Raw genomic sequence first — 24,917 nt, 5'->3', positions numbered from 1 at the left:
ATGTCACGCATTGTTGGAATCGATCTCGGCACAACCAATTCGCTCGTCGCCTACATGGATCAGGGCACGCCCCGCGTCATCGCGGGCCGTCATGAGCGGGCCATGGTCCCCTCCGTCGTCGCGCTGACCGACAACGGCCTGATCGTCGGCGATCCGGCGAAAGAACACCTGACCAGGAACCCGGAGCGCACCGTCTATTCCGTGAAACGGTTTATGGGCAAAGGCCTGGCCGATGTGCAACACGAACTCGCCTATTTCCCCTATACCCTGACCGAAAAAGGCGGAGTCATCCGCATCAAGCTCGGCGAGAAGACCTATTCGCCGCCGCAAATCTCCGCCATGATCCTGAAGGAACTGAAGCTCCGGGCGGAAGCCTTTCTCGGGGAGAGCATCACCAAAGCCGTCATCACGGTCCCGGCGTACTTCAACGACAGTCAGCGGCAAGCCACCAAGGACGCCGGCATGATCGCGGGCCTTGAGGTCCTGCGGATCATCAATGAACCGACCGCCGCATCCCTGGCCTACGGGCTGCAGCAGCGCACCCAGGGCACCATCGCCGTCTATGACCTGGGGGGCGGCACTTTCGACATCTCCATCCTCAAGCTCAAGAACGGCATCTTCGAAGTGCTCGCCACCAACGGCGATACCCACTTGGGCGGCGACGACTTCGACCAATTGATCGCGGATATCTTCCTGGCGGACATTCGCCAGCAGTACGGACTCGACCTCTCGGCCTATCCCGATCACATGCAAGGCATCCGGCTCGAAGCCGAACGGGCGAAAATCCGCCTCTCAGAAGCCCTTGCCACGACAGCCACCCTCGACCTTCCAGAAGGCAAGGGCCGGTTCACACGAGAACTGACCCGCGATCAGCTGGAGTCATTGTGCCACGCCCTGGTGGAACGCACGCTCGGCCCCTGCCGCCTCGCGCTCAAGGACGCAGGCCTCTCGCCCTCCGATATCGACGAAGTCGTGCTGGTTGGCGGCTCAACCCGCATGCCGCTGGTACGCCAGCGCGTCCAGGACCTCTTCGGCAAACAACCGCACTGCGAACTCAATCCGGACGAAGTGGTGGCCCTCGGCGCCGCGGTACAGGCCGACATCCTCAGCGGCGGCACCACCGATATGCTCCTCCTCGACGTGACGCCCCTCTCGCTGGGCATTGAAACGATGGGCGGCGTCATGAGCAGCCTGATTCGCCGCAATACGACCATCCCCGCCAGCGCCAAGGAAATGTTCACCACGTATGTGGACGGCCAAACCGGTGTGGACATTCACATCCTCCAGGGCGAACGGGAGCTGGCGAAAGACAACCGCAGCCTGGCCCGGTTCCGCCTGAAAGTCCCGCCGCTGCCGGCAGGCGTGCCGCGGATCGAAGTCACCTTCCTCATCGACGCCAACGGCATCTTGAACGTCAAAGCCACCGACATGCGGACCGGTCAGAGCCAGTCCATCGACGTCAAGCCTTCCTACGGGTTGTCGGATCAGGAAGTGGAGCGCATGATCGAAGACTCGTTCAAATTTGCCGCCGACGACGTCAGCGCGCGCAAATTGATCGAAGCGCGGCTCGACGCCAGCGCCTTGATCGTCACGACAGAAAAATCCCTGGCAGACGGCGGGCATCTCATCTCCGCAGACGACATCGCCGCCGTGCGCACCGCGCTCACGGCCCTGGCCTCCGCCAAGGACGGGACCGAGCCCCGCGCCATCCGCGCCCGCATGGCCGACCTGGAGCAAGCGGCCAAAACCCTGACCGTCACCATGCTGGACGATTCCCTCAAACGGAGCTTGCAAGGGAAGAAGGTTTCCGACATCACCTAAACAGGCAAGGGGCGAGAGGCGAAGGGAAAGACACAGGCCCCCCTCGCCTCGTGCCTCTGGCCTCGCGCCAGGGAGAATCCCATGGATCTGAAATGGAATGACACGGAAGATATCGCGATTCGTTTAGTGGAGGAACACCCGGACACCGACCCGTTGACGGTCCGATTCACCGATATGCACGCCTGGATCGTGGCCTTGCCGGACTTCAAAGACGATCCGAAGAAATCGAACGAGAAAATTCTGGAAAGCATCCAGATGGTCTGGCACGAAGAATACCAGGACTCGAAATCCTAACGCGTCACGGCTGAGCGGCCCCCTCCCCCACCGGCTGTCCCTCCGGAATCTGATCCAGCTTATAAAAATCGGTTGGGTCGAGACGGCGGGGCGCGGCCTGGGTCGGCTCACTGCCCTTGGCAAACAACTCCACCGTGCCCTTCCCCTCTCCGTCCTGCCCCTGATCCGATTCTAACAACCCGGTGGAAGGATCGACTTTCACAAACATGACGCCATCGGGGATTTCAAACGGCGCCACCGGCAGCTGCAACAGCGCCTCTTTCATAAACTGAATCCAGATCGGCAAGGCCGAACGCGCGCCGGTCTCCCCGTCGCCCAACGGACGCCGGTCGTCAAATCCGACATACACGCCGGTCACGAGATTCGGCGCGCCGCCGATGAACCAGGCATTCACATAATCGTTCGTGGTGCCGGTCTTCCCGGCGATCGGCCGGCCCAGCGCCTTGGCCGCTTGCCCGGTCCCCTTCTGCACCACATCTTCCATCATATTCGTGATGAGATAGGCCGTCTCTTTGGCAATCACTTCATGGGGCTGCTCCTCCATCACCTCAAGCGTCTTGCCCGTATTGTCCTGCGCCATCGTGATCGTAAACGGCTCGGCCCTCGTGCCTTGATTGAGAAACACGCCATAGACCGACGTCAATTCCAGCAGCCCCACCGAGGAGGACCCCAACCCGAGCGACAGATCCGCGGGCAGCGGGCTGGTGATCCCGACCGTTTTGGCAAAATCGATGACGTTCCGGATCCCCACCTTATCCAGCAGCCGCACCGTCGCCAGGTTGTGGGAGTGGGCCAGCGCATCCCGCAGCGTCACCATGCCGTGAAACTTGTGGCCATAATTTTCCGGCTTCCAGATCTTGTCTTCCGCTTCCTGTTCATAGACGACCGGCGCATCCAGAATCTGCGTGGCCGGACTCATCCCCTGGCCCATCGCCGTCGCATAAATCACCGGCTTGAACGCGGAGCCCGGCTGCCGGCGAGCCTGCACGGCGCGGTTATACTCGCTGCGGGCGAAATCATACCCGCCCACCATCGCGCGAATGGCGCCGGTCCGCGGATCGACCGCCACGAGCCCGCCTTCCACGAGCGGTGTCTGCTCCAGCACCACCTGCACGCCGTCTTTCGCCACCTTTTTCACGCCGACTTCGATCACATCGCCGGGCGTGAGGAGCTTTTTCAGATCCGCATTGAGCACCGCATCCTGGGTCGGATCCGGCCCTTTCAACACACGTTTCGCCCAGGCCATGTCGTCAAATGCCAGCTTCGCCGTCACCTCCCCGACCTGAACGACGTAATGATCCTTGGCGACCTTCAGCACGACTCCTTCCGTCAGATCGCCCGGCTTGAGCGATGAATCGGGAGCCGGCGCGGCCGGTGCCGGGAGCGACGCCACATCGACGGTCTTTTTGGGGCCGCGCCACCCCTGCCGCTTGTCGAGATCGCGCACGCCCGCGAGAAAGGCCTTCTCCGCGGCCCGCTGCATCTCCAAATTTAACGTCGTATACACTTGCAGCCCGCCCTTATACACACTCGTTTCGCCGTACTTGGCTACGAGTTGCTGGCGGACATGCTCGACGAAATACGGCGCGATGTGTTCGCTGCCGGGCCGGCGGAAATTCAGGGTGTCGGCAATCGCCGCATCGCGCTCGGCCGCCGAAATGAATCCCGCCTCCTCCATGCGCGACAAGACATGCTCCTGGCGCTTCTTCGCCCGCTCGTAATTCGTAAACGGCGAAAAGCGGCTGGGCGACTTCGGCAAGCCGGCCAAAAACGCCGACTCCGCCAGCGTCAGAGTCCCGATCTCTTTCCCGAAGTAGGATTGCGCCGCCGATGCGACCCCGTACGCGCCCTGGCCGAAATAGATTTGGTTCAGGTAGGTCTCAAGAATTTGTTCCTTTGACGACACTGCTTCCATTTTATAGGCGAGGATCAATTCGCGCAGCTTGCGGTCATACGAGCGTTCCGCCGAGAGAAACAGCGACCGGGCCAGCTGCTGCGTAATCGTGCTCGCGCCTTCGACCTTTCTTCCGCCATGGCGAATATTCGTCCAGACCGCGCGAAGAATGCCGATGTAATCCAGCCCCGGATGCTCGAAAAACCGGACATCCTCGGTGGCGATGACGGCTTGCGTAAGGGTCTTCGGAATGTCCGACAGCGGAGTCAGAATGCGCCGCTCGATGAAGAACTGGCCGATCGGCTGGCGATCGTCCGCATAGACCGTGGTGACCAAACTGGGCTGATAACTTTGAAGCAGATCCAGGGACGGGAGATCCTGCGAAAAATGCCAGACCACCCCGGCCGCCGCCGTGACGCCCACCAGCGTCAGCGCCAGCAGACTGAGCAGGGCAATCTGCCACCAGCGCCAGATCCGGCGCGGGCGCTGTTCATGAATCTCAACGAACCGGTCGTCGCCAGGCATACACGCACGCTCCTAAGGGAATGAAAACAGGGCGGGATAGTGCTGTCACCTTACAATGCCATCCTGCAAAACTCAAGCAAGGCCCCCGATTCCACAAGGCGATGCGCCCAACTCCGTCTCGGCCTCCCAGCCATCACAATGACCGCCATTATTGACGCTCAACCGCTCAAGAATTCACAGGAACCACCGAGAAAGCACACTGGAACCAATGGGCAAGTCCATGCCCCTGCGTCTTGTCCGGCATGACATCCTCAGCCGCCTGCGGCTACCGCCGCATGTGGGAGAGAGCGGTCCTCGATGAAACCAGCCCCCAAGCCTCACAATGAACAGCAGCGGCTGGACGCACTGCTCCGCTACGGCATTTTGGACACCGAACCGGACCAGGCATTCGACGATCTCGTCCAACTGGCCGCGCATATCTGCGACGTCCCGACCGCCTATATCAGCTTTCTCGACCGGGATCGCGAATGGCTCAAAGCCACGGTTGGACTGCCCGATCGTGCATGGCCCAGAGACCGGTCGCTGTGCGCCCATCCAACCCTGCACCAGCCGGCGGTCATCGTCCCCAACACCCTCGCCGACCATCGATTTACCAACCATCCCCTGGTGATGGGCGCCCCCTTCATACGATTTTATGCCGGCTTCCCGATCCTGACGGAAGAGGGGCATATGCTGGGCACCCTCGGTCTGCTCGCGCAACATCCGCGGCATCTCACCGTCAAGCAGGAACAGGCGCTCGCGGCCCTGGCCCGGCAGATCATGAGCCAGCTGGATCTCCGCCAGCGCACGCGCCAGCTGACCACGAGCACCCGCGGCCTGCAACAGGCGCAAGCCATGCACGAGCGGCTCCTGCTCGCATTGGGATACGGCACCGAAGGCATCGCCCTCCTCACACAAGACGGCCGGTTCACGTTCGTCAACGCGGCCTTTGCCTCCATGCACGGCTACCGCCCCATCGATCTCATCGGGAAATCATGGACTAAGCTCTATACCCCCGAGTGGATCGCCAAACTGGAGACGACCTTCTTTCCCATCCTCAAGAAACAGGGGCACTGGCATGGCGACCTGGTCGGCCAGACACAATCCGGACAAGCCATCTGGACGGAAACCTCCCTGGGCATTCTCCCGGAACGGCATCACGCCGAACAGTGGCTCATCTGGACCGCCAGCAACATCACCCCGCAAAAGTCCGCGCTGGAAGAAATCGCCGAGACCCGGGCGCGGCTGCAAACGGTGCTCGATGCCGCCACGGAAATCGGCATCATCGCCACCGATCCGCAGGGGCTCGTGACGCTGTTCAACTTCGGCGCGGAGCGCATGCTGGGCTATCGCTGCGATGAGGTGATCGGCCAGTCCACCCTCATCGACTTTCACCTGCCCGCCGAAATCGACTCGCGCGGGCGCGAGCTCTCCGAACGGTTTGGACGGCCCTTGGCAGGCTTCGACGTGCTGGTCGAAGCGGCACGGCTCGGGGGCTATGAAGAGCGGGAATGGACCTATCTCCGCAAGGATAGCGACCGCATCACCGTCAGCTTAGTCGTCACCGCCGTACGCGATCCAACCGGCACCCTGACAGGATTTCTCGGCATCGCCAAAGACGTCACCGCGCTCAAGCACGCCGCCCAACAGGCCGAGGCGCAGCAGGAGCTGCTCTCCGCAATTTCCGAGGTGCAGGAAGCCTTTATTGCAGCAACCGGCGCCGACACCGTCTTTGCGAGCTTGGTGAACCGCTTCCGCTCCCTCACGGGCAGCGACTGCGGCCTGATCGGCGAATTCGTGGCGTCCTCTGAGGGGCCGCCCGTTCTGCACCCGCACGCCATGGCCTGCCAGCCCCGTCCGGGAACAGCTCCCATCGAGCATCGGGACTGGAGCCGCAGGCTTCAAGAGCCGCCCTTGCTCCAGTACATCGAACAGATTCTGGCCACCGGCCAGCCGGTGCTCATCAATAAGACCGAGCCGGACCTGCCCGGCAAGACATCCGCCGCAGACACTCTGTTCTGCCGGAGCTTTCTCGGGCTGCCGCTCCTCGAAGGCACGCGCATCATCGGCGTGATCGCCGTGGCCAACCGGCCGGGCGGCTATCCGCCCTCGCTCATTGAATATCTCGATCCCTTCTTGCAAACCTGCGCCAACATTCTCCAGTCCTACCGGAATACCCTCCGGCGCAAAAAGTCGGAAGAGGCGTTGCGGATCGCCGCGGACAGCCTTGAGACACAGAACCGCGAGCTCGAACAGGCGCGGGATCAAGCCTTGGCCGCCACCCAGGCCAAAAGCGCCTTCCTCGCGACGATGAGCCACGAGATCCGCACCCCGATGAATGCCATCATCGGCATGGCCGATCTGCTGCAGGAAACGCCCCTCACCGAAGAGCAAGCCAGCTATGTGGACCGCTTCAACCGGGCCGCGAACTCCCTCTTGGGCCTGATCAACGACATTCTCGACCTGTCCAAGATCGAATCCGGCCATCTGGAAATGGAATCCCTGCCGTTCGACCTGCGGGAACTCGTCGAGACCACCGGGGAACTGATGGCCGTGCGGGCGCAACTCAAGGGTCTGGAATTGATCACCTATGTGGCGGCGGACATCCCCCCGCTCGTCATGGGCGACCCCACGCGCCTCCAGCAAATTCTCATCAACCTCCTGGGCAACGCCATCAAGTTTACCGAACAGGGCACCGTCGTGGTCCGCGTCCAGCCGGACGGCGCCCCGCACGAATCCAGCCGGATTCACTTCTCCGTTGCCGACACCGGCATCGGCATTCCAACGGACAAGCTCGACACCATCTTTGAAAGCTTCACCCAAGTGGATTCGTCAACCACCCGGAAATATGGCGGGACGGGACTGGGCTTGAGCATCTCCCAACGGCTGGCGGAACTGATGGGCGGACGTATCTGGGCAGAAAGCACCGTGGGCGCCGGCAGCACTATGCATGTCACCGTCCAGCTGCCCCAAATCATCCAGGACATCCCCTCCGGCCAAAAGACCGCTCCGCACTTCTCCGGTCAGCGGATCCTGGTCGTCGACGACAATGCCACCAGCCGCCTCGTGGTCCTGGAAATCCTCTCCCAGGCCGGCGCCCTCATGACCGAAGCCGGCGACGGCCCCACGGCATTAGCCGCCCTGCAGACCGCCCATAAGCACGGCACGCCGTTTCATCTGGTAATCCTCGACTGCCGCATGCCCGGCATGGACGGCTTTGCCCTCGCCGAAGCCATGCGCGCCTCGCCGGAGCTCGCCGCAACCCCGGCGATCATGCTGACCTCGGACATCCGCAATGGAAGCCATGAACATGCGCAGGCGTTGGGGATCAAGAAATACCTCGGCAAACCGATCCGCCGGACGACGCTGGTGAATGCCGTCGCCGCGCTGCTCAACGATGCCGCCGCGACATCCCAGGGAAACAGTCCGGCGCCGCCACCGCCCAGATCCCCGGCTGAACCGCTTCTGCCAGAGCTACGCCCTGCGAGGCGGCGCATCCTCTTGGCCGAGGACCTCGAAGACAACCGGGACGTCATCCTGCTGTTTTTGAAAGGCACGGCCTACGCTCTCGACGCGGCGGGAAACGGCGCGGTGGCGCTGGAGAAATTCACCTCCGGCACCTACGACCTCGTCCTCATGGACATGCAGATGCCGGTCATGGACGGCTATACCGCCACCGCCGCGATTCGAGCGTGGGAGCGGGAGCAACGGCGCCCCCCCATCCCGATTGTCGCCCTCACCGCCAACGCTTTTCAGGAGGACGTTGAAAAAAGTCTGGCGGCCGGCTGCACGGCGCATCTCACGAAGCCGATCAAGAAGAAACTCCTGCTGGCCGCCCTCGACCAATATCTCACACCCCCATCGAACCAGGCCGCCGCATGACGCCGCAATCGCACCACGACGATTCGTTATCCTACCGCTGGCTGCCCCGGCTCATGATGGCCACCGCCATCCTGGCACTGATTGTCGGCGCCGTCATGATCGGGGCGCTCGAAAAGCAGCTGATCGCGGATGCGGGACAGGGCATGGCCATGGCCGCCATCGACATCGCCGGCAAGCTGGATCTGCTGCTCCATGAACGCCTGAACAATGTCCAGGTTCTTGCCAGAAATCCGGCCGTTCAAACCCAAGACCACACCCGCAGCCGTGAGGCCCTGCGCGCCCTGGAATCGGTCACGCCCGACTACCTCTGGCTCTCACTCACCGATCGGCAGGGCCGCGTGATCGTCTCCACGCACGACGCCCAGCTCGGCCGCGACTTCAGCCGCGACCCCGGATGGCAGGCTCTCCACAACGGAGCATCCAGCATGGTCACGGAGACGGCGCGGAGCGCAGCAGACGACGGCACCTCGGTCCTCACCGTCATGGCGCGAGTGGAAGGCCCTCAGGGAGAGTGGCAGGGCGGCCTCCTCGCCCGCATCGGCATACCGGCCTTCGAGGATGGGTTCATCCAGACCATCATGGCCCTGCAGCGCACCTGGGGAACCAGCGTGCACCTGGAATATCAACTCCTGACAAGCACCGGCGACCTCCTCGCCGATTCGTTCTTGCGCGAAGAAGGCCTCCACAACTTGCACCAGCTGGGCGTGCCCTCCGCGCGGCTGGCCGAGCAAGGCCCCGCCGGCTATGTCGAAGAACTGTTCCCCCGCCGGCAGGTCGAGGTGATCACCGGCTATGCCCGGACCAGAGAGCTTGAGTCCCAAGGAGGTCTGCACTGGACGATCCTCGTCCGCGTGGACCGCGAAAATATCCTGATCCCCATTCGCACCAAGATCGCCAGGATCGGATTGATCGGCTCCGCGATCATTCTCCCCCTGATCGGGCTCTTACTCTGGAGCAGCGCCAGCCTGAACCGGGCCTGGGAACGGGCCCGATCCGAACAGCAGCGCGCGCAAACCGCCGAAATCCGATTCCTGAAGGTCTTGGATGCCAGCCCCGACGCCTTTGTCATGACCAACAGCGACGGGCTCATTGTCTACGCCAATCACGTCGTCGAAACGGTATTTGGCTATCGCCCGGATGAGTTGCTGGGCCAGGGGGTCGAAGTGCTGATGCCGGAACGGTTCCGGCATCAGCACCCCTCGCACCGCGCTCACTATGCCGCCCATCCGTACACCAGGCCAATGGGAGGCCTGTCCGATCTGGTCGCGCAACACAAAGACGGACATGAATTTCCCGTCTTGATCAGCCTCAGCCATGTGGACATCGAGAGCCGTCATTACGTGCTGTCCGCCATTCGCAACATCACTCAACTCAAGCAGGCTCAGGAGGAACGGGAGCAGCTGCATCGCAATATCCGGCTGCTGCTCGAATCCACCGCCGAAGGGCTCTATGGCGTCGATCGCGACGGGCGCTGCACCTTCGTCAATCCGGCCGGAGCGGCCATGCTGGGCTATCCCGTGGACGAACTCATCGGGCAGCCCATGCACGCCATGATTCACCATTCCCGCGAAGACGGGTCTCCCTACCCGCCGGACACCTGTGCCCTGGAGCGCGTCGTGCTGACGGGAGAAGGCTGCCGGCTGAGTGAAGAAGTCTTCTGGAAAAAGAACCGGACCGCTTTCCCGACCGAAATCGATGCCCGCCCTATCTACGAGGACGGAGCCCTGACCGGCGCCGTCGTGGCCTTTACGGACATTTCCGAGCGCAAGCACGCGGAGCTGGCACTCGCCACAGCCAGCGCCATTCTCAAAGAGCGCAACAAGGAGTTGACGGAGGCCCACGATCGCGCCCTCGCGGCCACCCGCGCCAAAAGCGAATTCCTCGCCACGATGAGCCATGAGATCCGCACCCCCATGAATGCTATCATCGGCATGGCCGAACTCCTGGCCGACACGCCGCTGACGGAAGGGCAGGCCGATTATGTCCGGCGCTTCAGCCGGGCAGCCCATGCCCTGCTCGATCTCATCAACAACATCCTGGATCTCTCCAAGATCGAAGCCGGTCACATCGAATTGGAAACGATTCCATTCGACCTTGGCGACCTCATCGAAAGCACCGCCGAACTGATGGCGGTCCGCGCCCATGCGAAGGGGCTTGAATTGGTCGCCCATATCGACCCGGCAGTCCCCGATCTGGTCCTTGGCGATCCGACCCGCGTCCGGCAGATTGTGGCCAACCTGCTCAACAACGCCCTCAAATTTACCGAGCAGGGCCGCATCGTCGTGCAGGTCGAGCCGGACCGTTCACGCAACCTCCCGGATGTGATCCACTTGACCGTGGCCGATACCGGCATCGGGATTCCGGACGACAAATGCCAGGTCATCTTCGAAGACTTCACTCAAGTCGACTCCTCCACCACCAGGAAATATGGCGGCACCGGGCTCGGCCTGAGCATCAGCGCGCGTCTCGCGGAAATGATGGACGGCCAAATTTGGGTGAATAGCGCCGCCGGGCAGGGCAGCACCTTCCACGTACTCCTCCGGCTTCCACCGTCCACAAACGGAATCGCACCGGAAAAACCGCGGGCCGCCGGCCTGGCAGGACGGCGCATCCTGATGGTCGATGACAACGACACCACCCGTCTGATCGTCCGAGAACTGGTCACCCGCGCCGGTGGGGAAATTGTCGAAGCGGAGAATGGACCGGCCGCGCTGGCCCGCCTCCAGCAACTTCACACGGACACGCACGCACTGGACTTGCTCGTCCTCGACAGCCAGATGCCCGGCATGGACGGCTATGAACTGGCCCGGCAGATCCAGGCGTCCTCCGACTGGACGCCCGTTCCAATCCTGATGCTGACCTCGGATCCGCGCAAGCCCGGCACAACCGAAGCCACGGCCTACCCCCACGCCACCAAGCCCATCCGCCGGACCATCTTGCTCGACCAGATGCGCGCTCTTGTGAATGCGCCGACGGTGGCATTACCGATGCCTCCATCCGATCCGGCCCCGGCCCCGGCGCCTGATCCTCTCCCAGCTGGGAGGGTGCGAATCCTGCTGGTTGAAGACCTGGAGGACAACCGCGAGGTAATCGCGCTCTTCCTGAAACATCGCCCCATTGCCTTGGACATGGCTGAAAACGGAGTGGACGCCGTGAACAAATTCAAAGCAGGGCAGTACGACCTTGTTTTGATGGATATTCAGATGCCGGTCATGGACGGCTATGCCGCGACAGCCGCCATTCGGGCCTGGGAACAGGAGCACCAACGAACACCAACGCCCATTATCGCCCTCACGGCGAACGCCTTTCAGGACGATATCGAGAAAAGCCTGGCCGCCGGCTGTAGTGCGCACCTGACCAAACCGATAAAGAAAACAGTCTTGCTGGAGGCGATTCGCACACATACCACTGTGCCGTCTCATCAAAAAGCCGCATAACTGGAGCCATGGCTGAGAAACCACACCAACGCACCTCGCGCACCAACCACTTCAGTCTCCCTCGCGCACCCTTACGCGAAGGCGAAGGAGGGCCGATCGATGTCTCGTACAATTCTGTGCGTTGAAGACGAACCCGATACCGGCGCACTCCTTCAGGCCACCCTTGAGCGCGCAGGCTATGCCGTCGTGCGGGCCGCCGATGGCCGCCAGGCGGTTTGTCTCATTGAAACCACGCTGCCGCCGGCGCTGATCCTGCTCGATGTTGTCGTGCCCTATGTCAATGGATTTGAATTGCTCGCCGGATTGCGCCGGAATCCTGATTGGCAGCATGTCCCGATCGTCATGGTCAGCGCCGATCATTATCAACCGGACATCGAGCGGGCGCTGGCCGAAGGGGCCAATGCCTATGTCGTGAAAACGCCCGGCTTCCAGGATTTGGTTGAAACGGTACACCGGCTGCTGCCTTCTCCAAGCCTCGAAGCGGCAACCGAGCCCGCACCAGAGCTGGCCTGTGTCGGGGCGGAGTCCCCTGCCCCTCCCCGGCGGCGGATCACGAAACAGAGCCCGGCTCCCCAGCGCAAAAAAACGAAAAAGGCTTCGTAACGGACGCCGCTTGCGTCATTCTTAGAAAAGGCCGAAACGATTATTGCGCGGGCGGCACGGCTCCGCCTTTCAACCGGCCCTATGAAGATTACGATGAGGAGATGGTCTGATGAGCACCATGCCCCCCAACCAGCCGGCAACCATTGGCGAGGCCTTGATCGTCCATGTCGAGGCGGATTTTGAACCGTTGCTGCCGAAATTCATGACGAACCGGAAAAAGGAAGTGGTCACGATGCGCGAGGCCCTGGCGCAGCAGGATTTCGAGACCGTGAGGAAAGTCGCCCATGGCATGAAGGGCGCCGGCGGCAGCTATGGCTTCGACCGGGTCACGGCCATGGCGGCCGTCATCGAGCAAGCGGCAAAAACTGGAACCAGCCCAACCATTGAGGCCGAGCTGGCACAACTCGGTCATTACCTGGAACAGGTCCAGGTCGTGTTCGACTAAATGCGACCCTCGACGAGGCCGGAGGAGCTATGAGCGTAACACATCAACCGGGCAAACCCACTTTGCTGATGGCCGAGGACGAAGAAGACACGGCTAGCCTGCTGCGCTTCCTGCTGGAACGGTCCGGCTACCAGGTCGTCCATGCGCCGGACGGGAAACAGGCGCAGCAGTTGATCGACACCATGCCGACGCCCAACCTGGTGTTGCTGGACATCATGCTCCCGCATATGAGCGGGCTGCAATTGCTCCCCTACATCCGCAAGAAACCGGAATGGAAACAGGTGCCGATCATCATGCTCACCGCCGATTCCAGCGAACACGACATTCAACAGGCCCTGGCCTCGGGCGCCAATGACTATATGGTGAAGCCGTTCAACCCTCGGGAGCTCTCCGCGCGCCTCAGCCGGTTCCTCAAACCGGCAGTCTAACGCCAGGACCATGAGGGCCCGACGTGGCTGAAACCACGCTATCAACTTCCATCAATAACATCGCCTGGCTCGCCACGCTCATCCTCCATGCCCTGATCCTGGTGCTGTTGACGTGGACCCTCATCATTCGCCACCTGCGCACCGCGACCGATCGGCGCCGCAAGGCCATGGTCGCGGTCTGGCGGCCGATCCTGGCAGAAAGTCTCATCGAAGCCCCAGCGTCGCTTCCCTCCATTCATCCCCGTGATCGGATCCTGTTTCTCTATCTTTGGAATCACCTGCAGGAATCCATCAAAGGAGAATCATCCGAGGAGCTCTGTGCCATCATCCACCGCACCGGGATGGATACGGTCGTGCGCCACTTTCTTGCCACAGGCACCATGCGGCAGCAACTGCTGGCCATCGTCACGCTCGGCCACTTGAAAGATGCCTCCGTCTGGACACAGTTGGCCGAACTGGCCCACGCCGATAACGCCTTTCTCTCGATCGAAGCCGCGCGTGCCCTCGTACGGATCGATGCCCCGCACGCCATTCCCGCCTTAGTCCCGCTGATTGCGCAACGGGCGGATTGGTCGCCGCTGAAAATCCTGGCGATCTTGCAGGACGCCGGGGACGAGCTCGTCGCCCGCGCCCTCGGGGAAGCGGCCCAGCACGCGCCGCCGGTCATTGCGGCCCGCCTGATTCGATTCCTCGCGTCCATTCGCAACCACCGCGCCTTGCCGCTGATCCGTCCCTTGCTCCTCCGCCAGCCGCTGCACGAAGACGTGCTGGCCAGCTGCCTGACGCTCTTCGGACAATGCAGCGATCCGCGCGACCTCCCGACCGTGCGGCAATACCTTACCCATCCCACATGGTTCATCCGCGTCCAAGCCGCCACCGCGCTGGGGAAAATGGGCATCGAAGAAGATGAAGACCGGCTGAAGGGACTCTTGACGGACTCCCACTGGTGGGTGCGCTACCGCGCCGCGGAAGCGCTCTCCCTGCTGCCGTCGATGACCGACGACAAACTCTCGACGCTCGTGCAAACCCTGCCGGCGACGGAAGCCAGAAAAGTCCTGACACCGTTTGTCGCCAAGCGTATTGAAGCCTCCCTGATCACGGTGCCGCCCCTCTCCGCCGCGTAGTCCGGCAGACCACCCGCCGGAGCCCTACCAATGATAGATGAGGTTCATGTTCCCGCCACGCCGGACATAGAGAAGGCCCCGGTCTTCGTAGTAGCCGGAGGCCTCGGCAGAAAACCGTTCGTTAATTGGCACCATGACGCCGCCCTGGATGGTCCGGCTGCCGATGCGGGTAAAGTCCTGCGTCGCCACAATCCGCTCACCTGAGGTTCCGAATGAGCCGGAAGCAAACACCTGCATGCGATCGGCCGGGCGCCAGGTCAACTGCGACGACAGTGTCACCGCGCCGGTGTTGGGAATGGCATAGAGTTTTTCCGTAAGCCAGACATTGAGCGGCAAAAAGATCGTCAACCCGGGCATGAGCAGATCGATGTCGTCCTTCTTGTAATTCAAGCGGCGGTACCCGAACGATGCCTCGATCGGGGCTAACGCCGAATGGAGGCCGCCGAGCCCCTGATGCACGTCGCCGACAAACGAGTAATTGGGAGCGAAGCTGGGGTTGATGGTGCCCTGCGCCGCCACATAGCCCCAAGCGCGCGGCCATAATGGACTGTAGAGTTCGGCCGAAACCGGCGTATCGTGAGCGCCGAACCGGTTGATCGGCTCGGCCCGCACCACCAGCGTGTGATCGCCGATCGGTTTCGCCACTTCAAACAAGAAGTCCCGCTCATTGGGAATCCCCTTGGTATAGGAATAATGTCCGTATCCGATTTTGGCATAATCGCGATAGGGCAGCCGCAACCCGGTCAATCCCTGTCCGACGGCCGCCTGCGGCGAAACCAGGAGCTCGGATTTGACGGCCTGAAGCTGCCGTTCGATGTCGGGATCGTGCGTCTCTGCGACAAGCGCTTCGTACTGCGCCAGCGCGTCCGCCCGATGCCCTTGCCAATGCGCCAGTTCGGCCAAGCCCCGCCGGGCATCGACATGCTGGGGATCGGCCTGCAATACCTTTTCATAGAGCCGTTGCGCCTCGCCAAACTGTTTCTCCCAGGACAGCACCCGGGCCAGCGCGACTCGTGATTCCTGATCCTCGGGATGCCGGCGCAGCACCTCGCGATATAACGAGGCCGAATCCGCATGGTTTCCCTGCCAGGCCAGCACCCGCGCCAGCCTCGTGCGAACCTCATCGTCGTCCGACCGAACAGCTAAGGCCTCGCGATAGGCGGCCGCCGCTTCCGGATAGCGGCCCTCCGTTTCAAACGCACGGGCGAGTTCGAGAACACGGGCCGTCTCCGTCTGAACTGGCACGTGACTGGACGGCGGCGGCTGTGCCGACGCAAGGTCCGTCTTCAACGAGCGGAGGCGGGCTGCCACCTCGGCGTCGCCCGTTGCGGCTAACGCCTGTTCGTAAAACGGCACGGCCTGGTCTGGATGCCCGCTCCAGAGCAACACGTCCGCCAAGCCGGTGAGGGCCTCACCATTGTGCGGCTCATCGCGCAGCACCAGTTCGTACTGTTCCTGGGACGCGGCGAACTGTTTCTGCCAGGCCAACACCCGCGCGAGGCCGATTCGGCTGTCATGATCGAGCGGATGCCGATCCACGACCGCGCGATACAACGCCACCGCTTCGTCATAGTGGCCTTGCCATGCGAGCAATTTGGCAACCGTCGCGCGCACCTCGTCATTGTCAGGCTGCGCCTCCAAGTAGGCCCGATAGGCCGCGAGCGCCTCCGGATACTGCTTGGCCGCCTCAAGCTGTTTCGCCCGTTCCAATGCCTGGCGCGGCCTGGCGGGATGGGATCTGGCCTCTGCCCCGGCGGCGACACCGCACGGCCCGCCCAGACCGCTCAACGCGATCAGCAACAAAAAGAAGCCGGCAGCCTTATTCCGTGAGCGCCTGAAATCCATCGAGATCATGAATGATCACTCCTGCGAAACTGCGATGCGGCAGGGTCTCCCGCAACGTCTGTATCGCGGCAGCCACCTCGGCCCTGGAACGGCCGGCAAACGTGAGCCGCTCGGGTCTGACCGTGATGCGGTGATGGATGCGATACCAGTCATGGCGATGGCCGTCGGCCACAGCCAAGGGGACGGGCGCAAGGGCCAACCATTGCCGGTCATAATCGAGCACCGCATCGGCCATGTCGGGACGGAGGGCTCGCGTGAGGATCACGCGGCGCTCAACCGGCAACACCGTCGTCTCCAGGGCCAGCCAGACCGGGGCTCCGATCAGATCCCCATAGCGCAAGGTATCGTCAGCAATTTCGGCGAGTTCGTCAAGATTTGTCCGATAACTCATCACCGCCACTTCATCGACGCGATCCATGACGGCGTAGGCCAACGGCCGGCCGCCGACGGTTTTCGCGGTCAGCCAAAACGGGATCACCATCGACAGCTTGGTGCGTCCTCCGATCACCTCCTTGAGAAGATCGATTGTCTCCAAGTAGCGGCGCGGACCCGAGTCATCACCAAAAAATCCCGGCAGCAGATAGGGCTCGAGGTCAAGCTGAATGCCGGCCAGGGCGCGCGGGGCAATGAGATGCAGCACCTTTCGTATCTTCTGTGCCAGCGGCCGCGGATCCTGTATGGCTTCGGGATACCCATCGAGTGCCAGGGCCTCGATGCCGGCCTGCTGCACCCTCACGAACAGCCGCGCATAGGCCGCCCACAACGCGTCATCGTCCGACAACGCCGGCATCTGTATCAGGATGCGTGAACACCCCTGACGTTGGCATGCCGCCAGCGCAGATTCCGGATCCGCCGCCGCCGCACGGTAGCCCCACACCCAAAACCCGGTCTGAATAGGCCGCGGCGCGGCGGCCGGCGCCTGAATCAATTCCAATTGTTCCAGCACCACGCGTGCACTCGGATCGTCCGTCAATACGACCAGCGCCGTCAGCTGCCGCACATCCACCTACCGCCCGATGGACCGCAACGGGATCGTCAGATCGAACGATCCGGTAACCGCCGCCAGCGGCACGCTCTCCTCCTGCCGCGTCGAGGCCCGGTCTTCCACGGCCAGCACGACATGGCCGGCCGCCTGCCCCCGGAGATGCACCAGGCCGTAAGAGAGGACGTCCAGCGAGCCCCCGCCAGGCTGAAGGGCCATCCGCTGGCCGCAATGCCCCCTCTGCCCCTCATGAACGGTCAATTCAACCGAGACCGCCCCTTCCTTCTGGCTAATCTCCCCCCGGCAAGGACCAAAGACCTGGGGCGGCTCCAGAAACGGGACCAAGTCAAGAACGGGCATAAACGGCCGATAAGGAAGAGACGGAGTAGTGTCGGGAGGACCGTTGAGCGTCACGGAGGGGGTTGTCTGCTCTCCGAGATAGGACAACTCGATCTCCTGCACCGAGGGGGGGATGGGGCCTGAGAGCGGAATCTCGATGGATTGGACGACAGACGTTGCGAGCAGGAGCGCTGAAACCACCAGCCCCAGGACGGACGCAGGGCCTCCGCCTCGACGCCGGGGGACAACACCGGACGCGCCAGACCGGCGAAACCTTCGTCCTGTTCGCACAAGGCGGATACGGAACCGATAAGACAGCATGAGACTTGAGACCATCATCGCACTCTGTGAGTGGCTGTTCCTGCTCTATCTTCTCGGCCTGACGGCGGGATACTTGATGCTCGACCTCGTGGCCGCCGTCCATCTCCGCAGTTATATGGAAGAGCGGGCCCTCGCCAATCTGCCGCACGGCTACACCGGCTTTGAACCCCAAATCAGCGTGCTGGTTCCCGCCTATAACGAAGAAGCGACCATCGCCGCGTCCGTGCGGTCACTCCTCCAGCTCAGCTATTCGGAATTTGAAATCATCGTCGTGAACGACGGATCCAAGGATCGCACGCTGGCGGTGCTGATCGATGAGTTCGCCTTGGTGCCCTTCCCTGAAGCCTATGACCTGCGCCTCCCCACCAAACCGATCCGCACCGTGTACCACTCCACCGCCCATGCGAATCTGCGCGTGATCGACAAGGAGAACGGCGGGAAGGCCGACGCCCTCAATGCCGGCATCAACCTCTCACGCTATCCGCTGTATTGCGGCATCGACGCCGATTCCATTCTGCAACGCGACAGCTTGCAGCTGGTCGTCCAGCCCTTCCTCGACGATCCTCATACGGTCGCCTGCGGGGGAACCGTCCGCATCGCCAACGGCTGTGAAGTCACCAACGGCTTTCTGACCAAAGTGGGATTGCCCACTAATCTGCTGGCGCTCTTTCAAATCGTGGAATACCTGCGGGCCTTTCTCTTCGGGCGGCTCGGCTGGTCGCCCATCAATGCCATGCTCATCATCTCCGGCGCGTTCGGCCTGTTCCACAAGGATACCGTCGTCGGCATCGGCGGATACCGGCACGACACGATCGGCGAAGATATGGAGCTGGTTGTGCGGCTCCATCGCCACATGCGGCTCACAGGCAAACTCTACCGGATTACCTTTACGCCCGATCCGGTCTGCTGGACCGAAGCGCCGGAGGACCTCAAGACGCTCAAACACCAGCGCGTGCGCTGGCAGCGGGGCCTCTGTGAAAGTCTCACCCACAACCTCGACCTGCTCTGCCATCCCAAAGGCGGAGCCGTCGGATGGCTGGCCTTCCCCTTCATGGTCTTCTTCGAATGGCTCGGCCCGGCCATCGAAATCTTCGGCTACGTCTTTGTGACCATTGGGTTTATCGCCGGGTTTGTCTCATTCAACACCTGGCTCATCCTCCTGCTCGCCGCGATCAGCATGGGCATCTTATTGTCCGTCAGCGCGTTCTTCCTGGAAGAAATCTCCTTTCATGTCTATCCGAAACCCAAACATGTGCTCTTGCTGTTTCTGGGCTCCATTCTCGAGAACTTCGGCTACCGCCAATTAAACTCGCTCTGGAAACTCATGGGGCTCTATCAATGGATGCGGGGGAAAAAAGCCGCCTGGGGCACGATGACCCGCAAAGCGGCCTGGCAAACCCGCTGACCCAATCCCGCCATGGCAGCCGACCGGTTTTCCGCGGCTGATGGACGTGTAATACCCCGCCACTCCCGTCTGCTTGTGTAATAGGAACCGCTTCCTGTATACTGCGCTGTTACGCCTCACTGTCGAGGCGTCTTTTTTTTGACCGAGAGAAGACCACGACTATGACACAACACCGCGCCCCTCACGACCGCCGGAACGATATCCGGAACATCGCCATCATCGCCCACGTCGACCACGGCAAAACGACCCTCGTCGATGCCGTGCTGCGCCAGACCCACGTCCATCGCAAAATCGACGATATGGGCGAGCGCATCATGGATTCGATGGACCAGGAGCGGGAGCGCGGCATCACCATTCGCGCGAAGAACGCCAGCGTCACCTATAAAGGGGTGAAGATCAATATCGTCGATACGCCGGGCCATGCCGACTTCGGCGGCGAAGTGGAGCGCACCCTGCGCATGGTCGATGGGGTGCTGATCCTCGTCGATGCCAAAGAAGGCCCGATGCCACAGACGACCTTCGTGCTGCGCAAGGCCCTCGCGCTGGGACACAAGGCCATTGTCGTCATTAACAAGATCGACCGCCCCGATGCCGTGATCGACGACGTGGTGAACCGCACCTTCGATCTTTTCGTCCACCTGGGCGCCACCGACGAGCAGCTCGATTTCCCGATCGTCTACGCGGCCGCCATCAAGGGCCAAGCCACCTTGGACGTCAACAAACCGGGCACGGACATCACCCCGCTGCTGGATACGGTGCTCGAAAAGATCCCGGCTCCGGCCATCAATGCGACCGCGCCGCTGCAAATTCTCGTGCTCGCGCTCGTGCAGGACGCCTACAAAGGCAAGATGGGAATCGGGAAGATTCAATCCGGCTCGATTGCCCGCCGGCAGAACGTCATGCTGCTGGGCAAAGACGGCGCCCAAACCCTCGGAAAGGTTTCCGATCTGGCGGTCTATTCCGGCTTGGAACGAGTCGATACGGACAAGGCGGAAGCGGGAGAAATCGTCGCGGTGGCCGGCCTCGACGAAGTGAGCATCGGCGACACGATCGCCGACGCCGAAAACCCGATCGCGCTTCCGCGCGTGACGGTCGACGAACCGACCGTCCAAATGAGTTTCTCCGTCAATAACAGCCCCTTTGCCGGCCGGGAAGGCAAGTACCTCACGTCGCGCCACCTGCGCGACCGGCTCTTCAAGGAACTGGAAACCAACGTGTCCCTGCGCGTCAATGAAACGGACAGCGCGGACCGGTTCCTCGTGGCCGGCCGCGGCGAACTCCATCTCGGCGTCTTGATTGAGCAGATGCGGCGCGAAGGCTACGAACTCCAGGTCTCGCAGCCGGAAGTCATCATCCATCGCGACGCCGACGGCAAGGCCACGGAACCCTACGAGGAACTCACCATCCAGGTGCCGGAAACCTATCAGGGCGCCGTCATCGAAGAATTGGGCAAACGCCGCGGGGAACTGCGGCATATGCGCCTTATCCATTCCGACGTCGGCACGAGCGAGATGCATCTCGAATACCATATTCCCACCCGCGGGATCATGGGCTTGAAGAACATCCTGCTCGCGAAAACCCGCGGCACGATCATCATGCACCATGTGTTTGCCGCCTACGAACCGGCCGAAGAGCGGGATCTGCTGGTCTCGCCGCATGGCTCCCTGGTCGCCTGCGAAGACGGCACCAGCACCGGCTACGCCATCTTCATGGTGCAGGAACGGGGCACCATGTTCATCGGCCCCGGCGTGGACGTCTACCGCGGCATGGTCATCGGCGAAAACAGCCGGGACGAAGATCTGGACGTGAACGTCTGCAAAGAAAAACAGCTCTCCAACATGCGCGCGTCAGGGACCGACGAGGCCCTGGTCCTCACGCCTCCGAAGGAAATGTCGCTGGAGTTCGCGCTGGAATACATCGGCCCGGATGAGCTGGTTGAGGTGACCCCGCAGAACCTGCGTCTGCGCAAACGGCTGCTCAATGCGGATGAACGCCGCAGAGCCAAAAAATCAGGCAAATAGCGGACGCTCCCATGCGCATTAAGAAGAAAGCCCCGAAACCCTCGTCGAAACGGCCCCCGCTCTATTTCATCGGCTATCGTGGCACCGCCCCGGCCACCGATGAACTCAAGATCTGGTATGACCGGGAATACGGCGGCCCTCTGGTGATTCGGCCGGAGACCGGCGCCCCGGAATCGTGGCAGGCCACGCATGGCCCCTGGTCGGCGCACGTCGTGATGCCCTTGCCCGCGACACACACCGCCGATATCGTGAAAAACATGGCCTGGGAACATGACCAGATGGGGGCCATCGCCCCCTCCATCGTGCCCAATCGCGACATGCCCGACACCGTGCTCTTTGCGGCCCGCCTCGCGCGCGGTCTGACCCTCTTGACGCAAGGCACGGCGTACGACATCGCGACCCAAGCCTATCTCAATCCGTCCGACTGGCAGAACCGGACCCTTGCCAGCTTCCTGGTGGACGACCACATCGCCATTACCCATAACGATGCCGCGAAGCCTGATCAGATCTGGTGCCATACGCTGGGCCTGACCAAATTCGGCCTCGATGAAATTGAAACGTTCTACGGGAAAGGCCTCTCCGAAAACGCCGCAAAGGATTTGCTGACCGAGTCGGCCAATGAACTGCTCCGCATCGGCCAATCGCCCAAAGTCGGCACGGCCTTTCGCCTGCCTCTATTAGGGCGCACCATCCGGATCGTCAATCACCGGACGACGGCGCCAACCGGGCGCATGATCGGGTTTCGAGAACTCCAATGATAAGCAAATCTTCTATCAGTTCGAGGGGTTAGCGCACGAGACCTAGCCCCATAGGCCTTCAGGTCCGTTGACAAGCTTTCAAACCACAAGGTACAAAGTTCGAGGTTTTCATAGGGGTCTCTCCAACTGAGAGCTCATTTCCGTCACCATATAGCGCAGCGATGTTCGCAAAGGAGGATCTGCAATGAGCGATGTAGCACCGGAAATCAAGGTGGGCGATACAGCACCGGACTTTAACCTGAAGGACCAGGATCAGCAAGACGTGAAGCTGAGCGACTTTCGGGGCAAGAAGAACGTCGTCCTCTGCTTCTACCCGCTGGACTGGAGCCCGGTCTGCCAGGGTGAGAACAAGTGCCTGACCGACGACTTCCCCAAGTTCCAATCGGCCAATGCCGAGCTGTTCGGCGTTAGCTGCGACAGCTTCTTCTCCCATAAGGCCTGGGCCGATTCCATGGACCTCAAGCACCGCCTCCTGTCCGATGTCCATCGGACGACCGCCAAGGCCTATGGCCTGTACTTCGAGCCGCTGAACTGCTCCAAGCGCGCGACCGTCATTGTCGACAAGAACGGCAAGGTGGCCTACGTGAAGGTGCAGGAAATCAAGGTGGCCCGCGAGGATAAGGACATTCTCGCCGCCCTCGCGAAACTCAGCTAATCATCCGTCCTGAGTGCTGAGCTGGGGAGCCCTGCTCGCCAGCCTCAGCACTCACCATTCAGCACACAGGGCTTCTTATGAGCACGGTCCTCGACGTCAGAGACGACAACTACAAAGAGTTCACCGACAGCCCTGCGGCGGTCGTCGCTTATGGGCTCGCCACCTGTGAGCCATGCAAGCAATACGATCCGATCCTGGAAGAAACGGCCGCGAAGTTTCCCGGCATCAAGGTGGGAAAAGCCAAGATGCATGTGCCAGGCCGCTGCCGCGAGATTAAAAAATCACATACCTTTGAGACCTACCCCACGACCCACTTCTTTGCAAACGGCGCCCTCCTCCTGACCCGAGAAGGCGTGGTAAACCCGGCCGAGCTGGCCGCCCTGATCACGGACCATTTGCTCAAATAGTTCGTCTGGCTAGGCGTTGCGCCGGCGGCACTCCCGGAATCGCCCTTCTGCTTGACTGGCCACAGACATGTAGTAATGTCATGTGAGCCCGCATGAGCTCGAAACCTGGCGGGCCTTTCGGCATGCAATAAGACATTGGCAACACACCCATTTCCAGAGGCCTAGCGGATGTCGTCACCATCGTCTTCCTCCCCGTCGCCCAACGTCCCGCAGTACGATGCACAGGCGCTGCTCAACTCGCAGCCGGTCATCGTCACCGTCATCGACCCCGCCACCCATCACGTGCAATTTCAGAACGAGACCGGGCTGAACAAATTCGGCAATATCGCCGGAAGCGCCTGTTATGAGAAAATCGCCGGATGCCCGGCGCCCTGCGACTTTTGCCGGATGCCCGAAGCGCTGCACCACGGCGCGGTCGTTTCCAGCGAAGTGCCGCTGCCGGGCAATCAGTTTCTCCTCGTTCATTGGTCGAAAGCCACGACCGCAGAAGGCCAGACCCACATCATCGAGACGATCGCCGATATCACCGAGCACAAACGCACCGAACAGGCGCTCCATCAGTCGCAGAAAATGGAAGCCGTGGGCCGGCTGGCCGGGGGCATCGCCCACGACTTCAACAATCTCATGATGGTCGTGATCGGCCATGCCCATCGTGTCATGCAGCAGCTGGGCACCCATCCGGCGGCGCGGGAAATCGACATGATCAGCCAGGCCGGGTTGCGCGCCGCCGCGCTCACGAAAAAACTCCTGACCTTCAGCCGCCGGCAGGTATTCGAACCCAAGGAACTGGAGATCAACACGGCTATCCGCGACATGGAAGATCTGCTCCAGCGGATGATCGGCGAACATGTCCAGATGGTCGTGGTCCTGCACCCGGAGGCAGGCTATGTCTTGATGGACCCCGTCCAGCTCGAACAAATCATCATGAACCTGGCGGTCAACGCCCGCGACGCCATGCCGGACGGCGGCCTGCTCAATATCGAAACGGATCACGCCGAGCTCGACGAATCGTTCACCCGGCTGCATCCGGGCGCCACCGCCGGCTCCTTCGTGAAAATCGTCGTCCAAGATGCCGGATGCGGGATGGATGCCGACACGCTGGCCCATATTTTCGAGCCCTTCTTCACCACGAAAGGCCCGGACAAAGGCACCGGACTCGGCCTGGCCACGGTCTATGGCATCCTGAAGCAAAGCCGCGGCTACATCGATGTCGCCAGCCAGCCGGGGAAAGGCTCACGATTTACTGTCTACCTCCCACGCGTGGAGGGGGAGCCTGCCGCCGCGCCGGTGGCCTCGATCGCCACCAAGCCAGCGGCCGCACAGGAAACCATTCTGCTCGTCGAAGACGATGACAGCATCCGCGCGCTCATCTCGACAGTCCTGCAAGACCAGGGGTATCAGGTGCTGGCGGCCGAAGACGGCGTGCAGGCCCTGCAACGCCTGCAAGTCCACAAGGGCCCCTGCCATCTGGTCATTACCGACGTCATCATGCCCCGCATGAAGAGCACGGTGCTCATCGAAAGCGTGAGAACCATGAAGCCGGAAGCCCGGGTGCTGTATATGTCCGGTTATGGAGGCGACACGCTGCAGGCCAACGGCATTCTCGAAGACACCGCCTTTTTACAGAAACCGTTCCTGCCCACCACACTCGTCGAGAAAGTTCGGGAACTTCTCAAAGCCTCCCCCGCGCGCTAAGGCTACCGGTGCACACCTCAAGAAAACCGCCTTACTAACCGATATCTATTCGCGAGC

The 24,917-nt window shown here is 61.8% G+C and carries 18 protein-coding genes; 14 read left to right on the top strand and 4 right to left on the bottom strand.

Annotated features, from left to right (window positions below; genetic code table 11):
• Together dnaK and iscX are read left to right on the top strand one after the other, a co-directional pair.
• Positions 1-1,821: a molecular chaperone DnaK gene (gene dnaK, locus RI101_11440; protein MEC4890663.1), complete on the top strand. Its 1,821-nt coding sequence runs from the start codon at positions 1-3 to the stop codon at positions 1,819-1,821.
• An 81-nt stretch (positions 1,822-1,902) separates the two neighbouring features.
• Complete coding sequence (iscX, locus tag RI101_11435; GenBank protein ID MEC4890662.1) at positions 1,903-2,115, top strand: Fe-S cluster assembly protein IscX; 213 nt, start codon at positions 1,903-1,905, stop codon at positions 2,113-2,115.
• A 4-nt stretch (positions 2,116-2,119) separates the two neighbouring features.
• Here iscX and RI101_11430 read toward each other — a convergent pair whose 3' ends face one another.
• Positions 2,120-4,534 carry a PBP1A family penicillin-binding protein gene (locus RI101_11430; protein MEC4890661.1) on the bottom strand — a complete coding sequence of 805 codons (2,415 nt, stop codon included), beginning with the start codon at positions 4,532-4,534 and terminating at the stop codon, positions 2,120-2,122.
• 297 nt (positions 4,535-4,831) lie between these two features.
• Between RI101_11430 and RI101_11425 the strand changes: the two genes are divergently transcribed.
• The 6 genes from RI101_11425 (at position 4,832) to RI101_11400 (ending at position 14,432) form a co-directional block, all read left to right on the top strand.
• The gene (locus RI101_11425) at positions 4,832-8,395 is read left to right on the top strand and encodes a response regulator (protein MEC4890660.1); all 3,564 of its coding nucleotides are present in this window, start codon (positions 4,832-4,834) and stop codon (positions 8,393-8,395) included.
• Positions 8,392-11,832, top strand: a complete 3,441-nt coding sequence (locus RI101_11420; protein MEC4890659.1) for a response regulator — start codon at positions 8,392-8,394, stop codon at positions 11,830-11,832. Before RI101_11425 ends, RI101_11420 begins: the two co-directional genes overlap by 4 nt.
• 99 nt (positions 11,833-11,931) lie before the next feature.
• On the top strand, positions 11,932-12,435 hold the full coding sequence (locus RI101_11415) for a response regulator (protein ID MEC4890658.1): 504 nt from the start codon (positions 11,932-11,934) through the stop codon (positions 12,433-12,435).
• 109 nt (positions 12,436-12,544) lie between these two features.
• On the top strand, positions 12,545-12,880 hold the full coding sequence (locus RI101_11410) for an Hpt domain-containing protein (protein MEC4890657.1): 336 nt from the start codon (positions 12,545-12,547) through the stop codon (positions 12,878-12,880).
• A 29-nt stretch (positions 12,881-12,909) separates the two neighbouring features.
• Positions 12,910-13,308, top strand: a complete 399-nt coding sequence (locus tag RI101_11405) for a response regulator transcription factor (GenBank protein MEC4890656.1) — start codon at positions 12,910-12,912, stop codon at positions 13,306-13,308.
• A gap of 23 nt (positions 13,309-13,331) precedes the next feature.
• Positions 13,332-14,432, top strand: coding sequence for a HEAT repeat domain-containing protein (locus tag RI101_11400; protein ID MEC4890655.1), 1,101 nt, complete (start codon positions 13,332-13,334; stop codon positions 14,430-14,432).
• A 24-nt stretch (positions 14,433-14,456) separates the two neighbouring features.
• Here RI101_11400 and RI101_11395 read toward each other — a convergent pair whose 3' ends face one another.
• Genes RI101_11395 through RI101_11385 form a run of 3 tightly spaced genes read right to left on the bottom strand, consistent with a single transcriptional unit; the run spans position 14,457 to position 17,937 of the window.
• Positions 14,457-16,286: a tetratricopeptide repeat protein gene (locus tag RI101_11395; protein ID MEC4890654.1), complete on the bottom strand. Its 1,830-nt coding sequence runs from the start codon at positions 16,284-16,286 to the stop codon at positions 14,457-14,459.
• Entirely contained in the window at positions 16,252-17,283 is a 1,032-nt protein-coding gene (locus RI101_11390) for a hypothetical protein (protein MEC4890653.1), read from the bottom strand. The genes RI101_11395 and RI101_11390 overlap by 35 nt, the downstream gene beginning before the upstream one ends.
• Positions 17,284-17,937, bottom strand: coding sequence for a hypothetical protein (locus tag RI101_11385; GenBank protein ID MEC4890652.1), 654 nt, complete (start codon positions 17,935-17,937; stop codon positions 17,284-17,286).
• Between RI101_11385 and RI101_11380 the strand changes: the two genes are divergently transcribed.
• The 6 genes from RI101_11380 to RI101_11355 all read left to right on the top strand — a co-directional run bounded on the left by RI101_11380 (position 17,918) and on the right by RI101_11355 (position 24,860).
• On the top strand, positions 17,918-19,324 hold the full coding sequence (locus RI101_11380) for a glycosyltransferase (GenBank protein MEC4890651.1): 1,407 nt from the start codon (positions 17,918-17,920) through the stop codon (positions 19,322-19,324). The two genes, RI101_11385 and RI101_11380, sit on opposite strands and share 20 nt — an antisense overlap.
• Positions 19,325-19,485: 161 nt before the next feature.
• Positions 19,486-21,345 (top strand): translational GTPase TypA, encoded by a 1,860-nt coding sequence (gene typA, locus RI101_11375; protein ID MEC4890650.1) that lies wholly within the window; start codon positions 19,486-19,488, stop codon positions 21,343-21,345.
• Between the two features lie 11 nt (positions 21,346-21,356).
• Complete coding sequence (locus tag RI101_11370) at positions 21,357-22,103, top strand: hypothetical protein (GenBank protein MEC4890649.1); 747 nt, start codon at positions 21,357-21,359, stop codon at positions 22,101-22,103.
• 184 nt (positions 22,104-22,287) lie between these two features.
• Entirely contained in the window at positions 22,288-22,758 is a 471-nt protein-coding gene (locus tag RI101_11365; GenBank protein MEC4890648.1) for a redoxin domain-containing protein, read from the top strand.
• A 77-nt stretch (positions 22,759-22,835) separates the two neighbouring features.
• Complete coding sequence (locus RI101_11360; protein ID MEC4890647.1) at positions 22,836-23,165, top strand: thioredoxin family protein; 330 nt, start codon at positions 22,836-22,838, stop codon at positions 23,163-23,165.
• A 168-nt stretch (positions 23,166-23,333) separates the two neighbouring features.
• A complete protein-coding gene (locus RI101_11355) occupies positions 23,334-24,860 on the top strand; it encodes an ATP-binding protein (protein ID MEC4890646.1) in 1,527 nt (508 codons plus the stop codon).
• Positions 24,861-24,917 lie beyond the last annotated feature (57 nt).

The organism is Nitrospira sp., from assembly GCA_035968315.1.
GTDB lineage: Bacteria > Nitrospirota > Nitrospiria > Nitrospirales > Nitrospiraceae > Nitrospira_D.
This window is presented reverse-complemented; position numbering and strand designations above follow the sequence as displayed.